The 16,099-nt window shown below is 69.9% G+C and carries 16 protein-coding genes; 12 read left to right on the forward strand and 4 right to left on the reverse strand.

Annotation, left to right across the window (positions count from 1 at the left end):
- Positions 1–48: 48 nt before the first annotated feature.
- A complete protein-coding gene (locus tag ABMQ42_RS03680) occupies positions 49–1,077 on the reverse strand; it encodes an NAD(P)-dependent alcohol dehydrogenase (RefSeq protein ID WP_349721475.1) in 1,029 nt (342 codons plus the stop codon).
- A gap of 155 nt (positions 1,078–1,232) precedes the next feature.
- On the opposite strand from ABMQ42_RS03680, the gene ABMQ42_RS03685 reads away from it, so the two are divergent.
- The 12 genes from ABMQ42_RS03685 to ABMQ42_RS03740 all read left to right on the forward strand — a co-directional run bounded on the left by ABMQ42_RS03685 (position 1,233) and on the right by ABMQ42_RS03740 (position 14,199).
- On the forward strand, positions 1,233–2,267 hold the full coding sequence (locus ABMQ42_RS03685) for a zinc-dependent alcohol dehydrogenase family protein (protein WP_349721476.1): 1,035 nt from the start codon (positions 1,233–1,235) through the stop codon (positions 2,265–2,267).
- A complete protein-coding gene (locus ABMQ42_RS03690) occupies positions 2,264–2,932 on the forward strand; it encodes a DUF2291 family protein (protein WP_349721477.1) in 669 nt (222 codons plus the stop codon). Before ABMQ42_RS03685 ends, ABMQ42_RS03690 begins: the two co-directional genes overlap by 4 nt.
- 4 nt (positions 2,933–2,936) lie before the next feature.
- On the forward strand, positions 2,937–4,469 hold the full coding sequence (locus ABMQ42_RS03695; protein ID WP_349721478.1) for a sugar ABC transporter ATP-binding protein: 1,533 nt from the start codon (positions 2,937–2,939) through the stop codon (positions 4,467–4,469).
- A gap of 22 nt (positions 4,470–4,491) precedes the next feature.
- Complete coding sequence (locus ABMQ42_RS03700; protein ID WP_349721479.1) at positions 4,492–5,622, forward strand: ABC transporter permease; 1,131 nt, start codon at positions 4,492–4,494, stop codon at positions 5,620–5,622.
- 44 nt (positions 5,623–5,666) lie between these two features.
- Entirely contained in the window at positions 5,667–6,680 is a 1,014-nt protein-coding gene (locus ABMQ42_RS03705; protein ID WP_349721481.1) for a D-ribose ABC transporter substrate-binding protein, read from the forward strand.
- 108 nt (positions 6,681–6,788) lie between these two features.
- Positions 6,789–8,525 carry a dihydroxyacetone kinase family protein gene (locus ABMQ42_RS03710; protein WP_349721482.1) on the forward strand — a complete coding sequence of 579 codons (1,737 nt, stop codon included), beginning with the start codon at positions 6,789–6,791 and terminating at the stop codon, positions 8,523–8,525.
- A 1-nt stretch (position 8,526) separates the two neighbouring features.
- Positions 8,527–9,018 (forward strand): ribose-5-phosphate isomerase, encoded by a 492-nt coding sequence (locus ABMQ42_RS03715; protein ID WP_349721483.1) that lies wholly within the window; start codon positions 8,527–8,529, stop codon positions 9,016–9,018.
- Positions 9,015–9,782, forward strand: coding sequence for a triose-phosphate isomerase family protein (locus tag ABMQ42_RS03720; protein ID WP_349721484.1), 768 nt, complete (start codon positions 9,015–9,017; stop codon positions 9,780–9,782). Before ABMQ42_RS03715 ends, ABMQ42_RS03720 begins: the two co-directional genes overlap by 4 nt.
- A gap of 26 nt (positions 9,783–9,808) precedes the next feature.
- Positions 9,809–10,633, forward strand: coding sequence for a DeoR/GlpR family DNA-binding transcription regulator (locus ABMQ42_RS03725; protein ID WP_349721485.1), 825 nt, complete (start codon positions 9,809–9,811; stop codon positions 10,631–10,633).
- Positions 10,630–11,457 carry a PfkB family carbohydrate kinase gene (locus ABMQ42_RS03730; RefSeq protein ID WP_349721486.1) on the forward strand — a complete coding sequence of 276 codons (828 nt, stop codon included), beginning with the start codon at positions 10,630–10,632 and terminating at the stop codon, positions 11,455–11,457. The genes ABMQ42_RS03725 and ABMQ42_RS03730 overlap by 4 nt, the downstream gene beginning before the upstream one ends.
- 206 nt (positions 11,458–11,663) lie before the next feature.
- The gene (manA, locus tag ABMQ42_RS03735; RefSeq protein WP_349721487.1) at positions 11,664–12,818 is read left to right on the forward strand and encodes a mannose-6-phosphate isomerase, class I; all 1,155 of its coding nucleotides are present in this window, start codon (positions 11,664–11,666) and stop codon (positions 12,816–12,818) included.
- Between the two features lie 172 nt (positions 12,819–12,990).
- On the forward strand, positions 12,991–14,199 hold the full coding sequence (locus tag ABMQ42_RS03740; protein ID WP_349721488.1) for an FAD-dependent oxidoreductase: 1,209 nt from the start codon (positions 12,991–12,993) through the stop codon (positions 14,197–14,199).
- A 39-nt stretch (positions 14,200–14,238) separates the two neighbouring features.
- Here the strand turns inward: ABMQ42_RS03740 and ABMQ42_RS03745 are convergent, their stop codons facing one another.
- The 3 genes from ABMQ42_RS03745 to ABMQ42_RS03755 form a co-directional block, all read right to left on the reverse strand.
- A complete protein-coding gene (locus tag ABMQ42_RS03745) occupies positions 14,239–14,679 on the reverse strand; it encodes a hypothetical protein (protein WP_349721489.1) in 441 nt (146 codons plus the stop codon).
- Entirely contained in the window at positions 14,676–15,254 is a 579-nt protein-coding gene (locus tag ABMQ42_RS03750) for a hypothetical protein (RefSeq protein ID WP_349721491.1), read from the reverse strand. Before ABMQ42_RS03750 ends, ABMQ42_RS03745 begins: the two co-directional genes overlap by 4 nt.
- A gap of 6 nt (positions 15,255–15,260) precedes the next feature.
- The coding region (locus tag ABMQ42_RS03755) for an ADP-ribosyltransferase (protein ID WP_349721492.1) at positions 15,261–16,099 on the reverse strand (839 nt) is incomplete at its 5' end.

Below are 16,099 nucleotides of genomic sequence, written 5' to 3' on the forward strand. Positions count from 1 at the left end.
CCGGGCCCGCGCGCGGGGCTGAGGGGGAGCGGATGCGCGTGCGAGCGATCAGCGCTGAGGCTCGACGACGCTCTTGATCGTGCCGGGCGCTGTCGTCGACTCGAGGGCGGCGGCGGTCTCGGCGAGCGGATAGGCGCCGGTGACCATCGCATCGAGATCGACCAGTCCCGACGCGGCCATGGCGACGGCTGTGGGCCACGTGTTCGCGTAGCGGAAGACGCCGGTGACCACGAGCTCGTTGTTCTGGATGCGTGTGACGGGGAACGGCAGCTCGGCCAGCCCCATGCCCACGAGAACGGCCCGCCCTGCCGGCCGCAGGGCCTCGAGGCCGGCGTGCACGGCGGCGCCCGCTCCGGATGCGTCGATGAAGGCGTCGACCCGTGACGCGGCGACCGCGTCGGCCTCGGCGACCGGATCGAGCGCGGCAGTGGCGCCGAACCGGAGCGCCGCCGCGCGCCGCTCGGCGCTGATGTCGGTGACGAGCACCTCGGTCGCGCCGGACGCCCGCGCGACCTGCGCGACGGCGAGCCCGACCGGGCCCGCCCCGGTCACGAGCACACGCGAGCCCAGGCCGAGCTCGGCCTTGCGCCCGGCCGCGATCGCGACCGACAGCGGCTCGAGCAGGGCGGCGGCGCCGTCGCTGACGGCATCGGGCACGGCGTGGGCGAAGTGGCTCTGAATCGTGACGTACTGGCAGAAGGCGCCGTCGGTGCCGGGCACCGCATAGAACCGCATGTGCGGGTCGAGGTTGTAGTCGCCGCGGAGCGTCTCTGCCGATGACGGGGCGGGATGCTGCGGCTCGATCGACACGCGCTCGCCGAGGCGGCTGGTCGCGACATCCCGCCCCACGGCGACGATGCGCCCGCCGGACTCATGGCCCAGCACGAGCGGTTCGTCGACGATCCAGTCGCCCAGCCGTCCTTCCTTGTAGAAGTGCACATCAGAGCCGCACACGCCCACGGCGCTGACCTCGACGAGCACCTCGTCGGGTTCGGGCGCCGGCGTCGGCCGTTCTTCGATGCGGATCTCGCCGGCGCGCACCAGGACGGCGGCACGCATTGTCTGGGGGATGGACATCTCTTCTTCTCCTCACGATCGCGGCTGTTGACATCAGGCCGCACCATTCCTATGGTGTATTTAACGTGATCATGTGACAAGATCACAGAAAAAGTAACACGAGGTGAATGACCACCGCACCGTCTGCGGGGTCGACGCCGCGAACGGGAGCAAAGATGCGCGCAGTCGTTTTCACCGCCCAGGGAGAACTCGCCCTGCAGGAGCGGCCCACACCCGAACCCGGGTACAAGGAGATCCTCATCGAGACCGCCGCAGTGGGCATCTGCGGCACCGACACCCACGTGTTCGACGGAGAGTTCGAGGGCACGGTCTTCCCCCTCGTTCCCGGACACGAGGCGACCGGCACCATCGTCGCGCTCGGCGAGGGCGTCAACGACGGGGTGTTCGATTTCAGGGTCGGCGATCACGTCGCCGTCAACCCCAGCACGACCTGCGGCGAGTGCGAGTTCTGCCTGAACGGGCACCAGAACCTCTGCCCCCAGTGGAACGGGCTCGGCGTGGTCGCCAGCGACGGCGCCTCGCAGCAGTTCTTCACCGCGCCCTCGCGCAACGTGTACCGGCTCAAGCCCGAGACCGACCTCTACCAGGCGGCGCTCATCGAGCCGCTGGCCTGCGCCATCCGCGGGTGGGACGTGCTGCCCCGCCGGCTCGGCGACCACGTGCTCGTCTACGGCTCGGGCACGATGGGCCTGCTCATGGCGCAGCTCGCGTCGCGTGCGGGCGCGTCGACCGTGTCGATCGTCGACCTCAACGAAGACCGACTGAAGGTCGCCGCCGAGTGCGGCATCCAGAACCGCTACACGAGCGCCGATCAGGCCGACCGAGAGAAGTGGGACGTGGTCATCGACTGCACCGGCAACATCCGGGCGATCGAAGACGCGCTCACCCGGGTCAAGCCCGCCGGCTTCTTCCAGGACTTCGGGGTGGCCCCGGCCGACCGCACGGCGCAGTTCTCGCCGTTCCGCGTCTACCGTGACGAGCTCTCGATCGTCGGGACCATGGCCGTGCTCAACTCGTTCGGGCGCGCGGTCGAGCTGTTCGAGGCCGGAGCGATCAACGCGACGGCGATGATCAGCCACTCCTTCACGCTCGATGACTACGCCGACGCGCTGGCGATGTTCCGCGCCGGCACCGGTCGCAAGCTGCAAATCCGGCCGAACGACACCGAGTCGCGGGTGCTGATCGCATGAGCGCCGTCACCACCAGCGTCGCCGTCAAGCCCAAAGGCACGCGGCCGATCGTCAAGCGGCTCATCTGGATCGGTCTGATCGTCATCCTCGTGGTCGCCATGGCGCTGTCGACCCGGGTCGTCTCGAAGGACTCGGAGGCGGCCCAGGGCACGCAGAAGTTCAACGCCGAAGAATACGGCGCGACGCAGTTCCCGAAGATCCAGAGCTACATCGCCGACAATGCGGTGGATGCCGCGACGCTCGCCACCGCGGTCGCGAAGGACCAGGCGGCCGCAGCGAAGCAGTACGGCAAGTCGGTCGACGGCGCGACCTACATCATCCCGGTCACGTTCACCGGCGTGGTCGGCGAGGTCCCGGCCTCCGGCTACACGCCGGTGACCGTCACCGGGCTGCCCAAGGACATCAACGTCGGCCTGCAGCTCGGCCCGGCCATCAACGGCACCGATCTGCGCGACGTCACCGGCAAGGTCACGCTCAACGACTTCGAGAACCAGATCCAGTTCCAGGACGCCGGAGCCGCCATCAACGACGTGCTGAAGAAGAACCTCGCGGCCATGAACGCGACCGAACTCGAGGGCAAGACGGTCTCGGTGCAGGGCGCCTTCACGCTGGTGAATCCGCAGCAGTGGAACGTCACGCCGTCGAAGATCACGGTGGAGCAGTGAGCGCATGAACGCGGCACAGCAGCTGGGCGCGCCGGTGCTGTCGGCACGCCACATCGTGAAGAACTACGGCGGCGTGCGCGCCCTGAAGGGCGTCGACTTCGACGTCTACCCGGGAACGGTGACCACGCTGTTCGGCGAGAACGGCGCCGGCAAGTCGACGCTCATGAAGATCCTCTCCGGCGTCGAGCAGCCCACCGACGGCACGATCCTGCTCGACGGGCAGGAGGTCGTCTTCGCCGACACGAACGACGCCCGCGACCACGGCATCTCGATCATCCATCAGGAGCTGAGCCTGTCGCCGAATATCTCGGTGCGCGACAACCTCTACATGGGGCGCGAACTGCGCCGCGGGCTGGCGGTCGACTACCGCGAGCAGGAGAAGCGCAGCCGCGAGGTGCTCGCCGAGCTGGGGCTCGACATCGATCCGCACGTCATCGTGTCGGAGCTGCGACTCGGAGAGCAGCAGCTCATCGAGATCGCGCGTGCGCTGCTGGCCGAGTCGCGCATCCTCATCATGGACGAGCCGACCTCGGCGCTGTCCGCCAATGAGGTCGAGATCCTCTTCCGCGTGATCGACGACCTCACCGGCAAGGGCGTGGCCATCGTCTACATCTCGCACCACCTCGAAGAGGCGCTGCAGGTGACAGATCAGGCGGTGGTGCTCCGCGACGGCTCGATGACCGCCAAAGCGCCGGCCGACGAGATCGACCTGGAATGGATCGTGCGCCACATGGTCGGCGAGAACTTCGACCTCGGCTCGCCCCCGGACGGCTACGAGTTCGGGCCCCTCGCGCTCGACATCGACGCGGTCAGCGTGGCGGACCCGAAGGAACCCGACCGGATGCTGGTCGACCGGCTGTCGCTGAAGGTGCAGGAGGGCGAGATCGTCTGCATCTACGGGCTGATGGGTGCCGGCCGTACCGAGCTTCTCGAGGCCGTGGCCGGGCGCCGCCCGCTCGCCGGCGGGCGGGTCACCATGCGCAAGGGCGAGATCACGAACCTCAGCCTGCGTGATCGGCTCGCATCGGGGCTGGGGCTGGTGCCCGAAGACCGCCAGCGCGACGGCCTGGTGCCCACGCTCAGCGTCGGCCGCAACATCTCGCTGGCCGCCGTCAGCACCTTCGTCAGGGGACTGTTCGTGTCCCGCGCGAAGGAGAGGGCCCACGCCGATGAGGCGATCGCCGATGTCACGGTGAAGACCGACGGCGCCGGCGCCCCCATCGGCTCGCTCTCCGGCGGCAACCAGCAGAAGGTCGTGATCGGCAAGATCGTCTCGACCGGTCCCAAGGTGCTGCTGCTCGACGAGCCGACCCGCGGCATCGACGTCGGCGCCAAGGCCGAGGTCTTCCGGCTCGTCGCGCAGCGTGCGCGCACGGGCCTGGCCGTCGTCTACTCCACCAGTGAGGTGGGCGAGTGCCTCAGCATCGCCCACCGCATCGTCGTCATGTCGCGCGGCCGCATCGTCGCGGAGTTCGACCCGTCCGTCACCAAGGAAGAGATCATGGCCGCCTCCGGCGAAGCCGTGGTCGAGGCCTAGCGCCCGTCCCGAAGGAATTCTGATGTCTCACACCGCACTGTCCCCCCGGCGCCGCCCGTTCCAGGGGCTGACCCTGGGCGCATTCCTCCTCGAGGCGCGCGCGTTCCTGGCGCTCCTCGTCATCTTCGTCATCTTCTCGATCCTCGCGCCCACGGCGTTCCCGACGCTCTCGAACATCATCGTGATGTGCCAGCAGGTGTCGGTGTACGCGATCCTCGCGATCGGCATGCTCGTGGTCATCATGGACGGCGGCATCGACCTGTCCGTCGGCTCGACGCTCGGGCTCTCGGGCATGGTCGCCGGTCTGGCGCTGCAGGGCTTCCCGATCGGCGGGGTCATCCTCTACCCCCCGGTGTGGGTGGTGGTGATCCTCGCCGTGGCCACCGGGGCGCTCGTGGGCCTGATCAACGGGGTGCTCGTCGCGCGGCTGAAGGTCGCACCGTTCGTGGCGACGCTCGGCATGATGTACGTCGTCCGCGGACTCGCGCAGCTGACCACGAACGGTCTCACCGTCAACAACCTCTCCGGCAAGCCCGAACTGGGCAACACGGGGTTCGAATGGCTGGGCTTCAACTCGATCCTCGGCATCCCGGTGGGCGTGTGGATCATGGTCATCGTCAGCCTCGCTGCGAGCCTGCTGCTCAGCCGCACCGTGTACGGTCGGTGGCTCTACGCCCAGGGCGGCAACCGCCGCGCGGCCGAGCTGTCGGGCGTGCCCGTGCGCAAGGTGAGCGTGCGCGCCTACGTCATCGCCGGCGTCTGCGCGGCGATCGCCGGCGTCATCCTCACCAGCGAGCTGACCAGCGCCGGTCCGACCCAGGGCACCTCCTACGAGCTGACCGCCATCGCCGCGGTGGTGATCGGCGGCGCATCGCTGATGGGCGGCACCGGCAACGTGCGCGGCACGCTGCTCGGTGCGTTCGTGATCGGCTTCCTCGCCGCCGGGCTGACCATCGTCGGCATCTCCGCGTACGTGCAGACGGTGTTCACCGGCGCGGTCATCGTCCTCGCCGTTCTGCTCAACGGCATCCAGCTGCGTTCGCGCCGCCAGCGCAAGCCTGGCACTCCGGCGGCGGGCGGTGCTTCGGCTCCGCCTGCGGACGGGGTGGATGCCGCATCCACCGACTCCATCACCGAGAACGCCCGCAGCTGATCGCGGGTTCCTGCTCACCGAAGAGAAGAAAAGGAAACACCGAAATGTCTCGCAAGAAACTCGCCGCACTCGCAGCCCTCGGGCTGTCGGCGGTCCTCGCTCTGGCAGGCTGCTCCGGCCAGAGCGGGTCGAACGACACCGCATCGACGCAGAAGACGGCGAAAGCCGGCGGCTTCATCCAGATCGTCGTCAACGACCCGTCCAATCCGTACTGGCTCACCGAGGGGAACGTGGCCCAGGCCGAGGCCGAGAAGCTCGGCTACACCGCTTCGGTTGCGGCCTCCAAGGGCGACGTGAACACGGAGTCGACGATCATCGACACCGCGATCGCGAAGCATGCGGTCGGCATCATCCTCGACCCGGCCAACGCTGACGGCTCGATCGGCAACATCAAGCGCGCCATGGCCAAGGACATCCCGGTGTTCCTGGTCAACGCCGAGATCAACGAGCAGGGTGTCGCCCTGGGCCAGCTGGTCTCGAACAACGCGCAGGGCGCGGCGCTGGGTGCGCAGCAGTGGATCAAGGCCGCCGGCACGAAGGGCCAGTACGCCGAGCTGTTCGGCCTGCCCTCCGACAACAACGCGGCGACCCGGTCCAACGGCTACAAGACGGTCATCTCGCAGTACCCCGACTGGAAGAAGGTCGCACAGCAGACCGCCAACTGGGACCGCGCGCAGGGCCAGCAGAAGATGCAGTCGATCCTGCAGGCGCATCCCGACATCAACGCAGTGATCTCGGGCAACGACGAGATGGCGCTGGGCGCCATCGCGGCGATCAAGCAGGCCGGGAAGAAGCTGTCGGTCGACGGCACCGGTGACGGGATCGTCGTCGGCGGCTTCGACGGATCGCCCGACGCGATCGATGCCATCAAGGCCGGTGAGCTGGCCTACACGGTGCTGCAGCCGGTGGCCACGTTCGCCAAGGAGGCCGTGCAGCAGCTCGACACGTACATCCGCACCGGTGAGAAGCCGGCACAGGAGAAGCAGTCGTTCGACTGCATCCTGATCACGAAGGACAACGTCGACAAGATGACCGGTCCGTTCACCTACGGCGGCTGATCGACGCCACAGACGGCCGTTCGCTCCCGTTCGGCCACCCGGGGGCGGGTGCCGGTGCACCCGCCCCCGGACTCCACACTCACCGCCTTCTCCGATTTCGAGGACACCATGAGCCACGTACTCAACGACGCCGCCGACTTCGCCGATGAATCGGCCGACGGGTTCGTCGCCGCCCATCGCGACCTCGTGCGGCGCGTGCGCGGGGGAGTCGCACGCGCCGCCGCCACGCCGGCCGGCCAGGTCGCGGTCGTGATCGGCGGTGGTTCCGGACACTATCCGGCCTTCGCGGGACTCGTCGGTCCGGGCATCGCCCACGGGGCGGCCATGGGCAACGTGTTCGCGTCGCCGAGCGCCGCGCAGGTGCACGCGGTGGCCAAGGCCGTGTCGGCCGAGGCCGGTATCCTCCTCACCTACGGCAACTACGCCGGCGATGCGCTCAACTTCGACCAGGCGCAGGATCAGCTCCGCGCCGAGGGCATCCCGTGTCGGACGGTGCGCGTCACCGACGACATCTACAGCGCCGGCCCCGACGAGCGTGAGAAGCGCCGCGGCATCGCCGGTGACCTCACGGTCTTCAAGGTCGCCGGCTGGGCGGCCGAGCAGGGGCACGATCTCGACGCCGTGACCGCTCTGGCCGCTCGCGCGAACGACCGCACCCGGTCGATCGGCGTCGCGTTCTCGGGGTGCACGCTGCCCGGTGCCGACGAGCCGCTGTTCACCGTCCCGGCGGGGCAGATGGCGGTGGGCATGGGCATCCACGGCGAGCCGGGCATCGAGACCCTGCCGTTGCCCGCCGCCGCCGACCTCGCGACCATGCTCGTCGAGCGACTGCTCGCCGAGCGACCCGACGACGCGGGCGAGCGGGTCGCGGTGATCGTCAACGGCCTGGGCTCGGTCAAGAACGAAGAGCTGTACGTGCTGTACGGCGGCATCGCCGCCGCTCTCGAGGCGGCAGGGCTCACGATCGTCGAGCCCGAGGTCGGCGAGTTCGCCACCAGCTTCGAGATGGCCGGGGTCTCGCTCACCCTGATGTGGCTCGACGACGAGCTCGAACGGGCCTGGCATGCGCCCGCCTACACTCCCGCCTACCGCAAGGGTGCGATGGATCTCGCCCGGGTCGACGCGGCCGACGAGGCCGATGCGATCGACGACGAGACGATCATCGCGGCCGCGCCGGAGGCGGCCGCGGCCGGCCGGGTCGCGGCATCCGCCCTCTCCGCCGTCCGTGCGGTCATCGACCGCGAGGTCGACGAACTCGGCCGCCTCGACGCGATCGCCGGCGACGGCGACCACGGCATCGGCATGCAGCGCGGGGCCCGTGCGGCCGATGCCGCGGCGCAGGAGGCGGTCGACGCCGGCGCGGGCGCAGGAACGGTGCTGACCCGGGCCGGCGACGCCTGGGCCGACAGAGCCGGTGGAACGTCCGGGGCCCTCTGGGGAATGGGGCTGCGCGCGATCGGGGAGCGGCTCGGGGACGCCGCCGCCCCCGATCCGCGCGCGGTCGTCGCAGCCGTCGCCGCCGCACGTGACGCGGTGCAGGGATTCGGCAAGGCGCAGGTCGGCGACAAGACGCTCGTGGACGCCCTGGTGCCCTTCGTCGACACGCTCGCCGAGCGCGTCGATGCCGGTGCGACGCTGGCCGATGCGTGGACGGATGCCGCGGCCGCCGCGACCGCGGCGGCACAGGCGACCGCTGACCTGCTGCCCCGGATGGGACGCGCACGGCCGCACATGGAGAAGAGCCTGGGCACACCCGATCCCGGTGCGGTCTCGCTCGCGCTCGCGGCGACCGCGGCCGCCGCGGTGCTCGGCGAGCACCGCCCAGATGAAGAGAAGGAGAACTGAGATGGCGCGCACATGGCGTGTGATCGTCGGATCCGACGACGCCGGTTTCCAGTACAAGGAGGCGCTCAAGGCCGACCTCGAGAAGGACCCGCGGGTCTCGGAAGTGGTCGATGTGGGCGTGGACGCGCAGGCGCACACCCCGTACCCGACGGTCGCGATCGCGGCGGCAGAGAAGGTCGCCGCCGGCGAGGCCGACCGTGCGCTGCTCGTGTGCGGCACCGGGCTCGGGGTCGCGATCGCGGCGAACAAGGTGCCGGGCATCCGGGCGGTCACCGCTCACGACAGCTTCAGCGTCGAGCGCAGCGTGCTCAGCAACAACGCGCAGATCCTCACCTTCGGGCAGCGCGTGGTCGGGCTCGAGCTCGCCCGCCGCCTCGCGAAGGAGTGGCTCGGATACGAGTTCGATGAGGCGTCGGCGTCCGCCGAGAAGGTCGCCGTGCTCGAGGACTACGAACACGGCAAACCCGGTGAGGGCACGGGCACGACCCGATGAGCGATCGCCCCGCGGTCACCCTGGCGATCAGCCTGAAGCTGTACCTCGACATCCCGCGCACGGTCCGCTGGGCGCAGCAGGCGGCCGAGATCGCGCGTCGGCAGCAGGCCGTGCGCGCCGGCGACGTGCGGGTGATCGCGCTGCCCTCGCTGCCCGCGCTCGACGCGACGCGCACGGCGGTGGAGGGCAGCGGCGTGCACCTCGGTGCGCAGGATCTGTTCTGGGAAGACCGCGGGGCCTACACCGGCGCCGTGAGCGGGGCCGATCTGCGGCAGGCCGGCTGCGGCTTCGTCGAGGTCGGGCATGCCGAGCGGCGCTCCGTGTTCGGCGAGGACGACACGATCGTGCGCCGCAAGCTGGCGGCGGCCGTTCGCAACGGCCTCACCCCGATCCTGTGCGTCGGCGAGGACTCGCCCGACCTCGACGGGCCGGCGGTCTGCGTCGCGCAGCTGTCATCGGCGCTCGAGGGACTCGCTCCGGACACGACGGTCGACGAGCTGATCGTCGCCTACGAGCCGGTCTGGGCGATCGGCGCCTCCGCTCCCGCCGCGGTCGAGGCAATCACGCCTGTCACGTCTGCGTTGCGCGAGGTACTGCGGCGCGACGGGCGGGTGGCCGCGGCATCCGTCGTCTACGGCGGCAGTGCGCGACCCGGTCTGCTCGCCGCGCTCGGGCGGGAGGTGGACGGCCTGTTCCTCGGGCGCTTCGCCCACGACCCCGATCGTCTCGAGTCGATCGTGGCGGAAGCCGCGACGATACTCTGATTCCAGTCGACACTCGGGGAGGGGACGTGAGCGCACCGGCGACGGAACAGCCGCAATCGCGGCAGAGTCGGCAGCAGACTCGGCAGCGCGCCATCACCGAGGCCGTCATGGCTGAGGGGGCGATCCGCATCGAGCAGCTCGCCGACCGGTTCCACATCAGCGTGATGACGGTGCACCGCGACCTCGACGAGCTCGAAGGTCGTGGCCTGCTGCGCAAAGACCGGGGGGTGGCGACCGCGATGTCGACGGCGCTCGTCGAATCGAGCGACGTCTACCGCTCGTCGCGTCAGCTGCCCGAGAAGGAGGCCCTCGCCCGTGCGGCGCTGGAGCTCATCGAACCGGGGCAGGCGATCATCCTCGACGACTCGACGACGACGCTGCACCTCGTGCCGCTGCTGCACACGAAGACGCCGCTGACGGTCATCACCAACACGCTCACCATCATGGAAGAGCTCAAGGGCACCCGTGGCATCACCCTGCTGTCGGTGGGCGGGCAGTTCTACAACTGGTGCTCGGCGTTCATGGGACGCATGGCCGTCGAAGCCTTCGCCTCGCTGCGCGCCGATGTTCTGGTCATGTCGACGTCCGCCATCACCGACGACATCGCGTTCCATCAGACGCTCGAGACCGTCGACGTGAAGCGCGCGATGTTCGAGTCGGCGAGCACGCGCATCCTGCTGGCCGACCACACCAAGTTCGACAAGCGGGCCCTGCACGCCATGCTGCCCCTCAGCGAGTTCGACGCCGTGGTGGTGGATGCCGACACCGACCGCTCGCACATCGAGCGCCTGCGCAAGCGGGGCGTGAAGGTCGTGGTCGCGAAGAAGGCGCCGCGGGAGGTCCGGTCATGACCCGACTCGACGTGCTGGGCGCGATCAACGAAGACGTGGTGGCGCGCGTGCAACGGGCGCCGGCACTCGGCGAGACCGTGGCCGACGGGGTGCTGCGGCACCAGCCGGGCGGCAAGGGCGCGAACCAGGCTGCCGCGGCCGCGCGGCTGGGTGCGCGGGTGCGCATGCTGGGCGCCGTGGGGCGGGATGCCGCAGCCGCCCAGATGCGCGCGGCGCTGGAATCGGCGGGGGTCGATGTGTCGGCCGTGCAGGCCGTCGACGAGGCGACGGGCACGGCCCTGATCGTCGTCGATGAGGCCGGCGAGAACTCGATCGTGGTGTGCCCGGGGGCCAACGCCCGCATCGACCCGACCCGGTTCGAGCGCGATCCGGCGGTGCCGGTGCTCGCTCAGCTCGAGGTCGAGGCCGCCGTCGTCGACCATCTCGCGCGTGAGAGCACCGGACTGTTCGCGCTCAACGTGTCGCCCGCGCGGGAGCTCGGGCAGCTGCTCTGGGACCGCACGGGACTGTTCATCGTCAACGAGGGCGAATACGCGGCGCTGCCGCGGCTGGCGACGGCGCCGCTCGTCGCGCTCACGCTGGGCGCCGACGGCGCGGTGCTGCTGCGCGCGGGGCGCCGTGTGGCCGAGGCGCCCTCGGTGCCGACCTCGGTCGTGAGCACGGTGGGCGCCGGCGATGCGTTCGCTGCAGCGCTGACCGTGGCGATGCTGCGCGGACTCGACGACGACGTCGCACTGCGTGCGGCATGCGCGGTCGGTGCCGCCGCCGTCGCCGACGAGCGCAGCCAGCCCGCGCTGCAGCCGCTCGACGAGTACCTCGGGTAGGGCGGGCGGGCCGATCCCCTCCGTTCGGCCGTCACTTTCTGCAAGCCCATCGGTCGGCGGGTTGCCGTTCTTGACTGCTGAAGATCCTGGGGTGTGCGGCATCCTCTCGCCTCCGCCGCGCGCACGCACTGCGACCCATCCGCCCCGACACACACGCATCGTCCGTCGTCGACCGCCCGTACGCTGGATGCGGACGAAAGGATGCCATGGCCGCTCTCATCCCGCTGACCAACACCCCCCGCGACTATGCCTGGGGCACGATCGACGGCGTCGCCCGCACGCTCGGCTGGGCGCCGACCGGCGGCCCCGAGGCCGAGCTGTGGCTCGGCGCGCACCCGCTCTCGCCGAGCGAGCCCGCGGCATCTGCCGAAGCGACCGGCTGGCACGACCTCGCCGCCTGGGAGCAGCGCTCGGGCGCCGCCCTGCCCTACCTGCTCAAGCTGCTGTCCGCGGCATCCCCCCTCTCCCTCCAGGCGCACCCGACGCCGTCGCAGGCGGCCGAGGGCTTCGCCCGCGAAGAGGCCGCCGGCATCCCGCTGACCGCGCGCGAGCGCAACTACAAGGATCCGAACGCCAAGCCCGAGCTCATCGTCGCGGTCGACGACGGCTTCGAGGCGCTGTGCGGGTTCCGCCCGATCGACGATACGCTCGCGCTCATCGATGCGCTGGCGCAGGCATCCGACGACCCGGCACCTCTGCAGGTGTGGCGGGATGCCGCCGCCGCGGGTGTCCGCGACGGATTCGTCTGGCTGCTCTCCGGCGCACCGGAGGTCGACGCGGCCGTCGTCGCGGCGACCGCCACAGCAGCCGCGCACCCCGACGACTTCGAGCTCATCGCCCGGCTGGCGGGGGAGTATCCCGGCGACCCGGGCATCCTCGTCGCGCAGACGCTCAACCACGTCACGCTCGCCGCGGGCGAGTCGCTGTGGCTGCCGGCCGGCAACATCCACGCCTACCTGCGCGGCACGGGCGTCGAGCTGATGGGCCCGAGCGACAACGTGCTGCGCGGAGGCCTCACCCCCAAGCACGTCGACCGCGACGAGCTGCAGAAGGTGCTCGACTTCACGCCCGGGCCCGCCTCGCACCTGAAGCCCGTCGCCGTGTCGGAGAATGTCGTCTCCTACCGGCCCGCCTCGGTGCCGTCGGGCGCGGGCGTCGACTTCGAGCTGCTGCTGGTCACCGGCGACGCCGCGGTCACCACCGGATCGGCCGCGATAGCGCTCGCCGTCGAGGGCACCTTCACCCTCTCGACGGACGGAGCCGATGCCGCGGCCGCCCGCGGCGCGATCGTCTTCGTCGACGCGCCCGCCGCGGTGCGCGTGACCGGCGCGGGGCGCCTGTTCATCGCGACCGGCGTCTGAGCGCGGCATCCCGCCCGACGAGCCGCCCCCTGTTCAGAACTCAGCACATCTGCGGGCCAGACGTGCCCTGAGCCGCGATACCCGGCCCGTGGGCGATGGATGTGAGGAGTTCTGAACACCGCGGCCCGGCGCCCGGCGACATCCCGCACCCGATCCGGCGTATCCTGCCACCGTGGGCGCGCAGCGCACGGACGTGTGCATCGCCGGCGGGGGCCCGGCGGGGGTCTTCCTCGGCCTGCTGCTGGCGCGCGCGGGCGTCGACGTGACGGTGCTCGAGAAGCACGATGACTTCTTCCGGGACTTCCGTGGCGACACCGTGCACCCCTCGACCGTGAACCTCATCGACGCGCTCGGACTGCGGCCCGCGTTCGATGCCGTACCGCACGCGCCGCTGCCGCAGCTGGATGCCGTGATCAACGGCATCCGCATCCACCTCGTCGACTTCACGACCCTGCCGCCGCCCAACCGCTTCGTCACCCTCATGCCCCAGTGGGATCTTCTCGACATGCTCGCCGAGGCCGGCTCGCGGCATCCTTCGTTCCATCTGCAGATGGGCGCCGAGGTCTCGGGCATCACCGAAGGCGACGGCCGGGTCACCGGGGTCTTCACGACCGCCGGCGACACCATCGAGGCGCGCCTGGTCGTCGGCGCGGACGGGCGCACCTCCACGGTGCGTGACGCGCTCGGCCTCACGCCCGACGGGGCGCCCGTCGACACCGACGTGCTGTGGTTCCGCGTGCCGCGACCCGAGCGCCCGCTGCCCGACACCCTCGGCTGGGCGAGCAGGGCGGGTGTGGCGATCACGATCCCGCGGCCCGAGTATCTGCAGTGCGCGCTGCTGGTCCGCAAGGACGAGCACCTCGACACGGTCGACGAGTTCCGCGCGCGGGTCGTTCAGGCCGTGCCGCGGCTGGAGCCCGTGATCGAGGCGGTCGGTTCGCTCGACGACGTCAAGCGCCTGAACGTGCAGATCGATCGGCTGCCGCGCTGGTGGCGACCCGGCGCGCTGTGCATCGGCGATGCGGCCCACGCGATGTCGCCGGTCTTCGGTGTGGGCATCAATTACGCGGTGCAGGATGCCGTGGCCGCCGCCCGCGTGCTGATTCCGGTGCTGCGGCCACGAGGTTCGGTGAAGGATGCCGCGGACGACGCCCTCGACGCCGCGTGCGAGGCCGTGCAGGGTCGGCGTGAGCGGCCGACGGCGATGATGCAGGCGATCCAGCGGCGTGCGCACGTGTTCCTCGGCACCGGGCGTGTGGCGCAGCTGATCGACAACCCGCCCACGCGTCGACAGCGCGCCGTGCTGCGGCTCGCGCTGCCGATCCTGCGCCGGGTCGCGGCACGGGTGGTGGGGTACGGGTTCCGGCCCGAGCGGCTGTGAATGACATACCGCGCCAGCACGCGGCTTCGTTCACTCCGGTCAGCGCGGGGAGAACCGTCCGGGGCTGGTGACCGTGAACGGTGCGGCGGCGTCGGCGCTGGCGAGGATCGCCGCGAGTGCATCGTCTCCGGGCAGAGTCGGCAGAGGCTGATCAGGAATCGTTTCGATGAGGACCTGCACCTGGTGGTTTCCGACGGGGTGGATGCCGGTGGCCGGGCTGAGCACGGAGCCGGGCAGCAGGGCGACTTCCTCTTCCGCGCGGTTGCGCGACAGGGGGCCCACGTCACGCCCGGCGATCGAGACGATCGCATACAGGTAGGGGGCGGCGAAGTTCTCGGATGCGACTCGCGGGTTGCGTGACGTCGGCAGTGGAGCGTGCAGCGTGATCGGCGTGGTCAGTTCGAACGTAGCGCCGTTCCATACGATCCCGTTGTAGGGGGGAAGTTTGCTGAGGATGTCGGGAATCGGTTGTGTGCTCATGAGCGCTTGCGCATCCTCTCGTACAGCGTGGCGATCTTCTTCGGCCCCAGCGCTTCTGCGCGGGCGGCGCGGAGTGCGAGTTCTTCGGACTTCGCTCCTGTCCACGGGCCCGGGACGGCGGGGTTCTGCGCGATCCATGGAAACTCGCGGTCAATATCGGCCTGGACGATCGGGCCGGTCTTCGGAGCCCTCGCCGCAACGAGATGATCCCACCGGTCGCCCCACCGGGCGTGGCCGAGAGCCTCGGTGACGATCGCCGCAGCGAGCGGTCTTCGTGCAGCGTGCCACAGTGCCGTCCCGTGCGACGCGATCTTCACTTCGCTGAGGTCGAATCTGAGCGAGACATCATCCGGATACAGCAGAACAGGTTCACCGGAGGAAGCGAGCGCGACGTCGCCCGGGACAACAGCGCCGATCACCCCCCTGGCCTGCTCGACCCAGTACTCGGCAGCCTTCTGCTCGTCGGGTTGATGGAGGAACTTGGCCATGCTCACGTAGGGACCTGTGCGCTTCTTCACCTCCGCTACGACCGCGTCCCACAGAAGAGCCAGGGTGGCGTCCGGCAGATCGCCCATCGATCGCTACCGGACTTCTCGAAGATGGATACGCCAGGTGCCTTGCGCATCCTGGACTTTCGACACGACCTCGAACTCGGTGCCGCGTTGGTAGAGGACCTCTCCCTCGTTCCGGTAACGGGAGAGGGCCGTGACGTCGCTTCCGTTGAGGCCGTCGACGGTGACGATTCCCGGCACCTCGCCCTTCGCGAACGCCTCCTTCGCGAAGTCGTCGGCCGTGCTGCCGTCTTTCGACGTGCTCATGAAGGAATCGTCGTGCCACTTCTGGCCCGGCTGGAACGTGTTCAGGAAGTCGTCGTTGAGCGTCACACCGCGGTACGTGCGCCCAGGCTCGGCGGGAAGATTCGCTATGCCCGACGATGTGTCGGTGATGCGATCATGCAGCCCCGGCAGATCGGCGGGGTCTGGTTGGGTATGGCCTCTGAGGAAGGGGTTCATCGCTTCATAACCCGGATTAGTCGTGTAGTCGTAGACGCCCTTCACATCGGACGGGGTCAGGCCGGGGTATTCGTCGGAGACGGCCTGCGCCCACTCATCCAGCCGGTCTGGATCCACCGAACCGTCGGGGAGGCGGTACTCGGCGTCGACCTTCGACAGATCGGGTAGTTGTGGAGCATCCGCTCCCTGGTGCGCGGGCGGGGCGCCCAGTTCCGGCTTGCGCCCCGATACCGGCACGTTTTCCTTCGGCGCTTTGCCGTGGAGGAGTTTGGTGAAGAGTTCGCTGGCTTTGTCGAGGAGGGGTTTGAGTTCGTCGAGGTGTCGGACGAGGGCTTTGATGGAGTCGAGGAGGTTGGTGACGAATTTGCTGACGCGGGCGACGAGGGAGGAGACGCGGGTGGTGACTT

It is taken from the genome of Microbacterium sp. KR10-403 (assembly GCF_040196215.1).
In the GTDB taxonomy this organism is placed as follows: Bacteria; Actinomycetota; Actinomycetes; order Actinomycetales; family Microbacteriaceae; genus Microbacterium.

Excerpts from the sequence above, each read along its gene's own strand:
- manA (WP_349721487.1), top strand. The coding sequence starts at position 11,664 with ATGGCCGCTCTCATCCCGCTGACCAACACCCCCCGCGACTATGCCTGG.
- ABMQ42_RS03685 (WP_349721476.1), top strand. The coding sequence starts at position 1,233 with ATGCGCGCAGTCGTTTTCACCGCCCAGGGAGAACTCGCCCTGCAGGAG.
- ABMQ42_RS03680 (WP_349721475.1), bottom strand. The coding sequence starts at position 1,077 with ATGTCCATCCCCCAGACAATGCGTGCCGCCGTCCTGGTGCGCGCCGGC.
- ABMQ42_RS03750 (WP_349721491.1), bottom strand. The coding sequence starts at position 15,254 with ATGGGCGATCTGCCGGACGCCACCCTGGCTCTTCTGTGGGACGCGGTC.
- ABMQ42_RS03690 (WP_349721477.1), top strand. The coding sequence starts at position 2,264 with ATGAGCGCCGTCACCACCAGCGTCGCCGTCAAGCCCAAAGGCACGCGG.
- ABMQ42_RS03710 (WP_349721482.1), top strand. The coding sequence starts at position 6,789 with ATGAGCCACGTACTCAACGACGCCGCCGACTTCGCCGATGAATCGGCC.
- ABMQ42_RS03715 (WP_349721483.1), top strand. The coding sequence starts at position 8,527 with ATGGCGCGCACATGGCGTGTGATCGTCGGATCCGACGACGCCGGTTTC.
- ABMQ42_RS03730 (WP_349721486.1), top strand. The coding sequence starts at position 10,630 with ATGACCCGACTCGACGTGCTGGGCGCGATCAACGAAGACGTGGTGGCG.
- ABMQ42_RS03705 (WP_349721481.1), top strand. The coding sequence starts at position 5,667 with ATGTCTCGCAAGAAACTCGCCGCACTCGCAGCCCTCGGGCTGTCGGCG.
- ABMQ42_RS03720 (WP_349721484.1), top strand. The coding sequence starts at position 9,015 with ATGAGCGATCGCCCCGCGGTCACCCTGGCGATCAGCCTGAAGCTGTAC.
- ABMQ42_RS03700 (WP_349721479.1), top strand. The coding sequence starts at position 4,492 with ATGTCTCACACCGCACTGTCCCCCCGGCGCCGCCCGTTCCAGGGGCTG.
- ABMQ42_RS03695 (WP_349721478.1), top strand. The coding sequence starts at position 2,937 with ATGAACGCGGCACAGCAGCTGGGCGCGCCGGTGCTGTCGGCACGCCAC.
- ABMQ42_RS03745 (WP_349721489.1), bottom strand. The coding sequence starts at position 14,679 with ATGAGCACACAACCGATTCCCGACATCCTCAGCAAACTTCCCCCCTAC.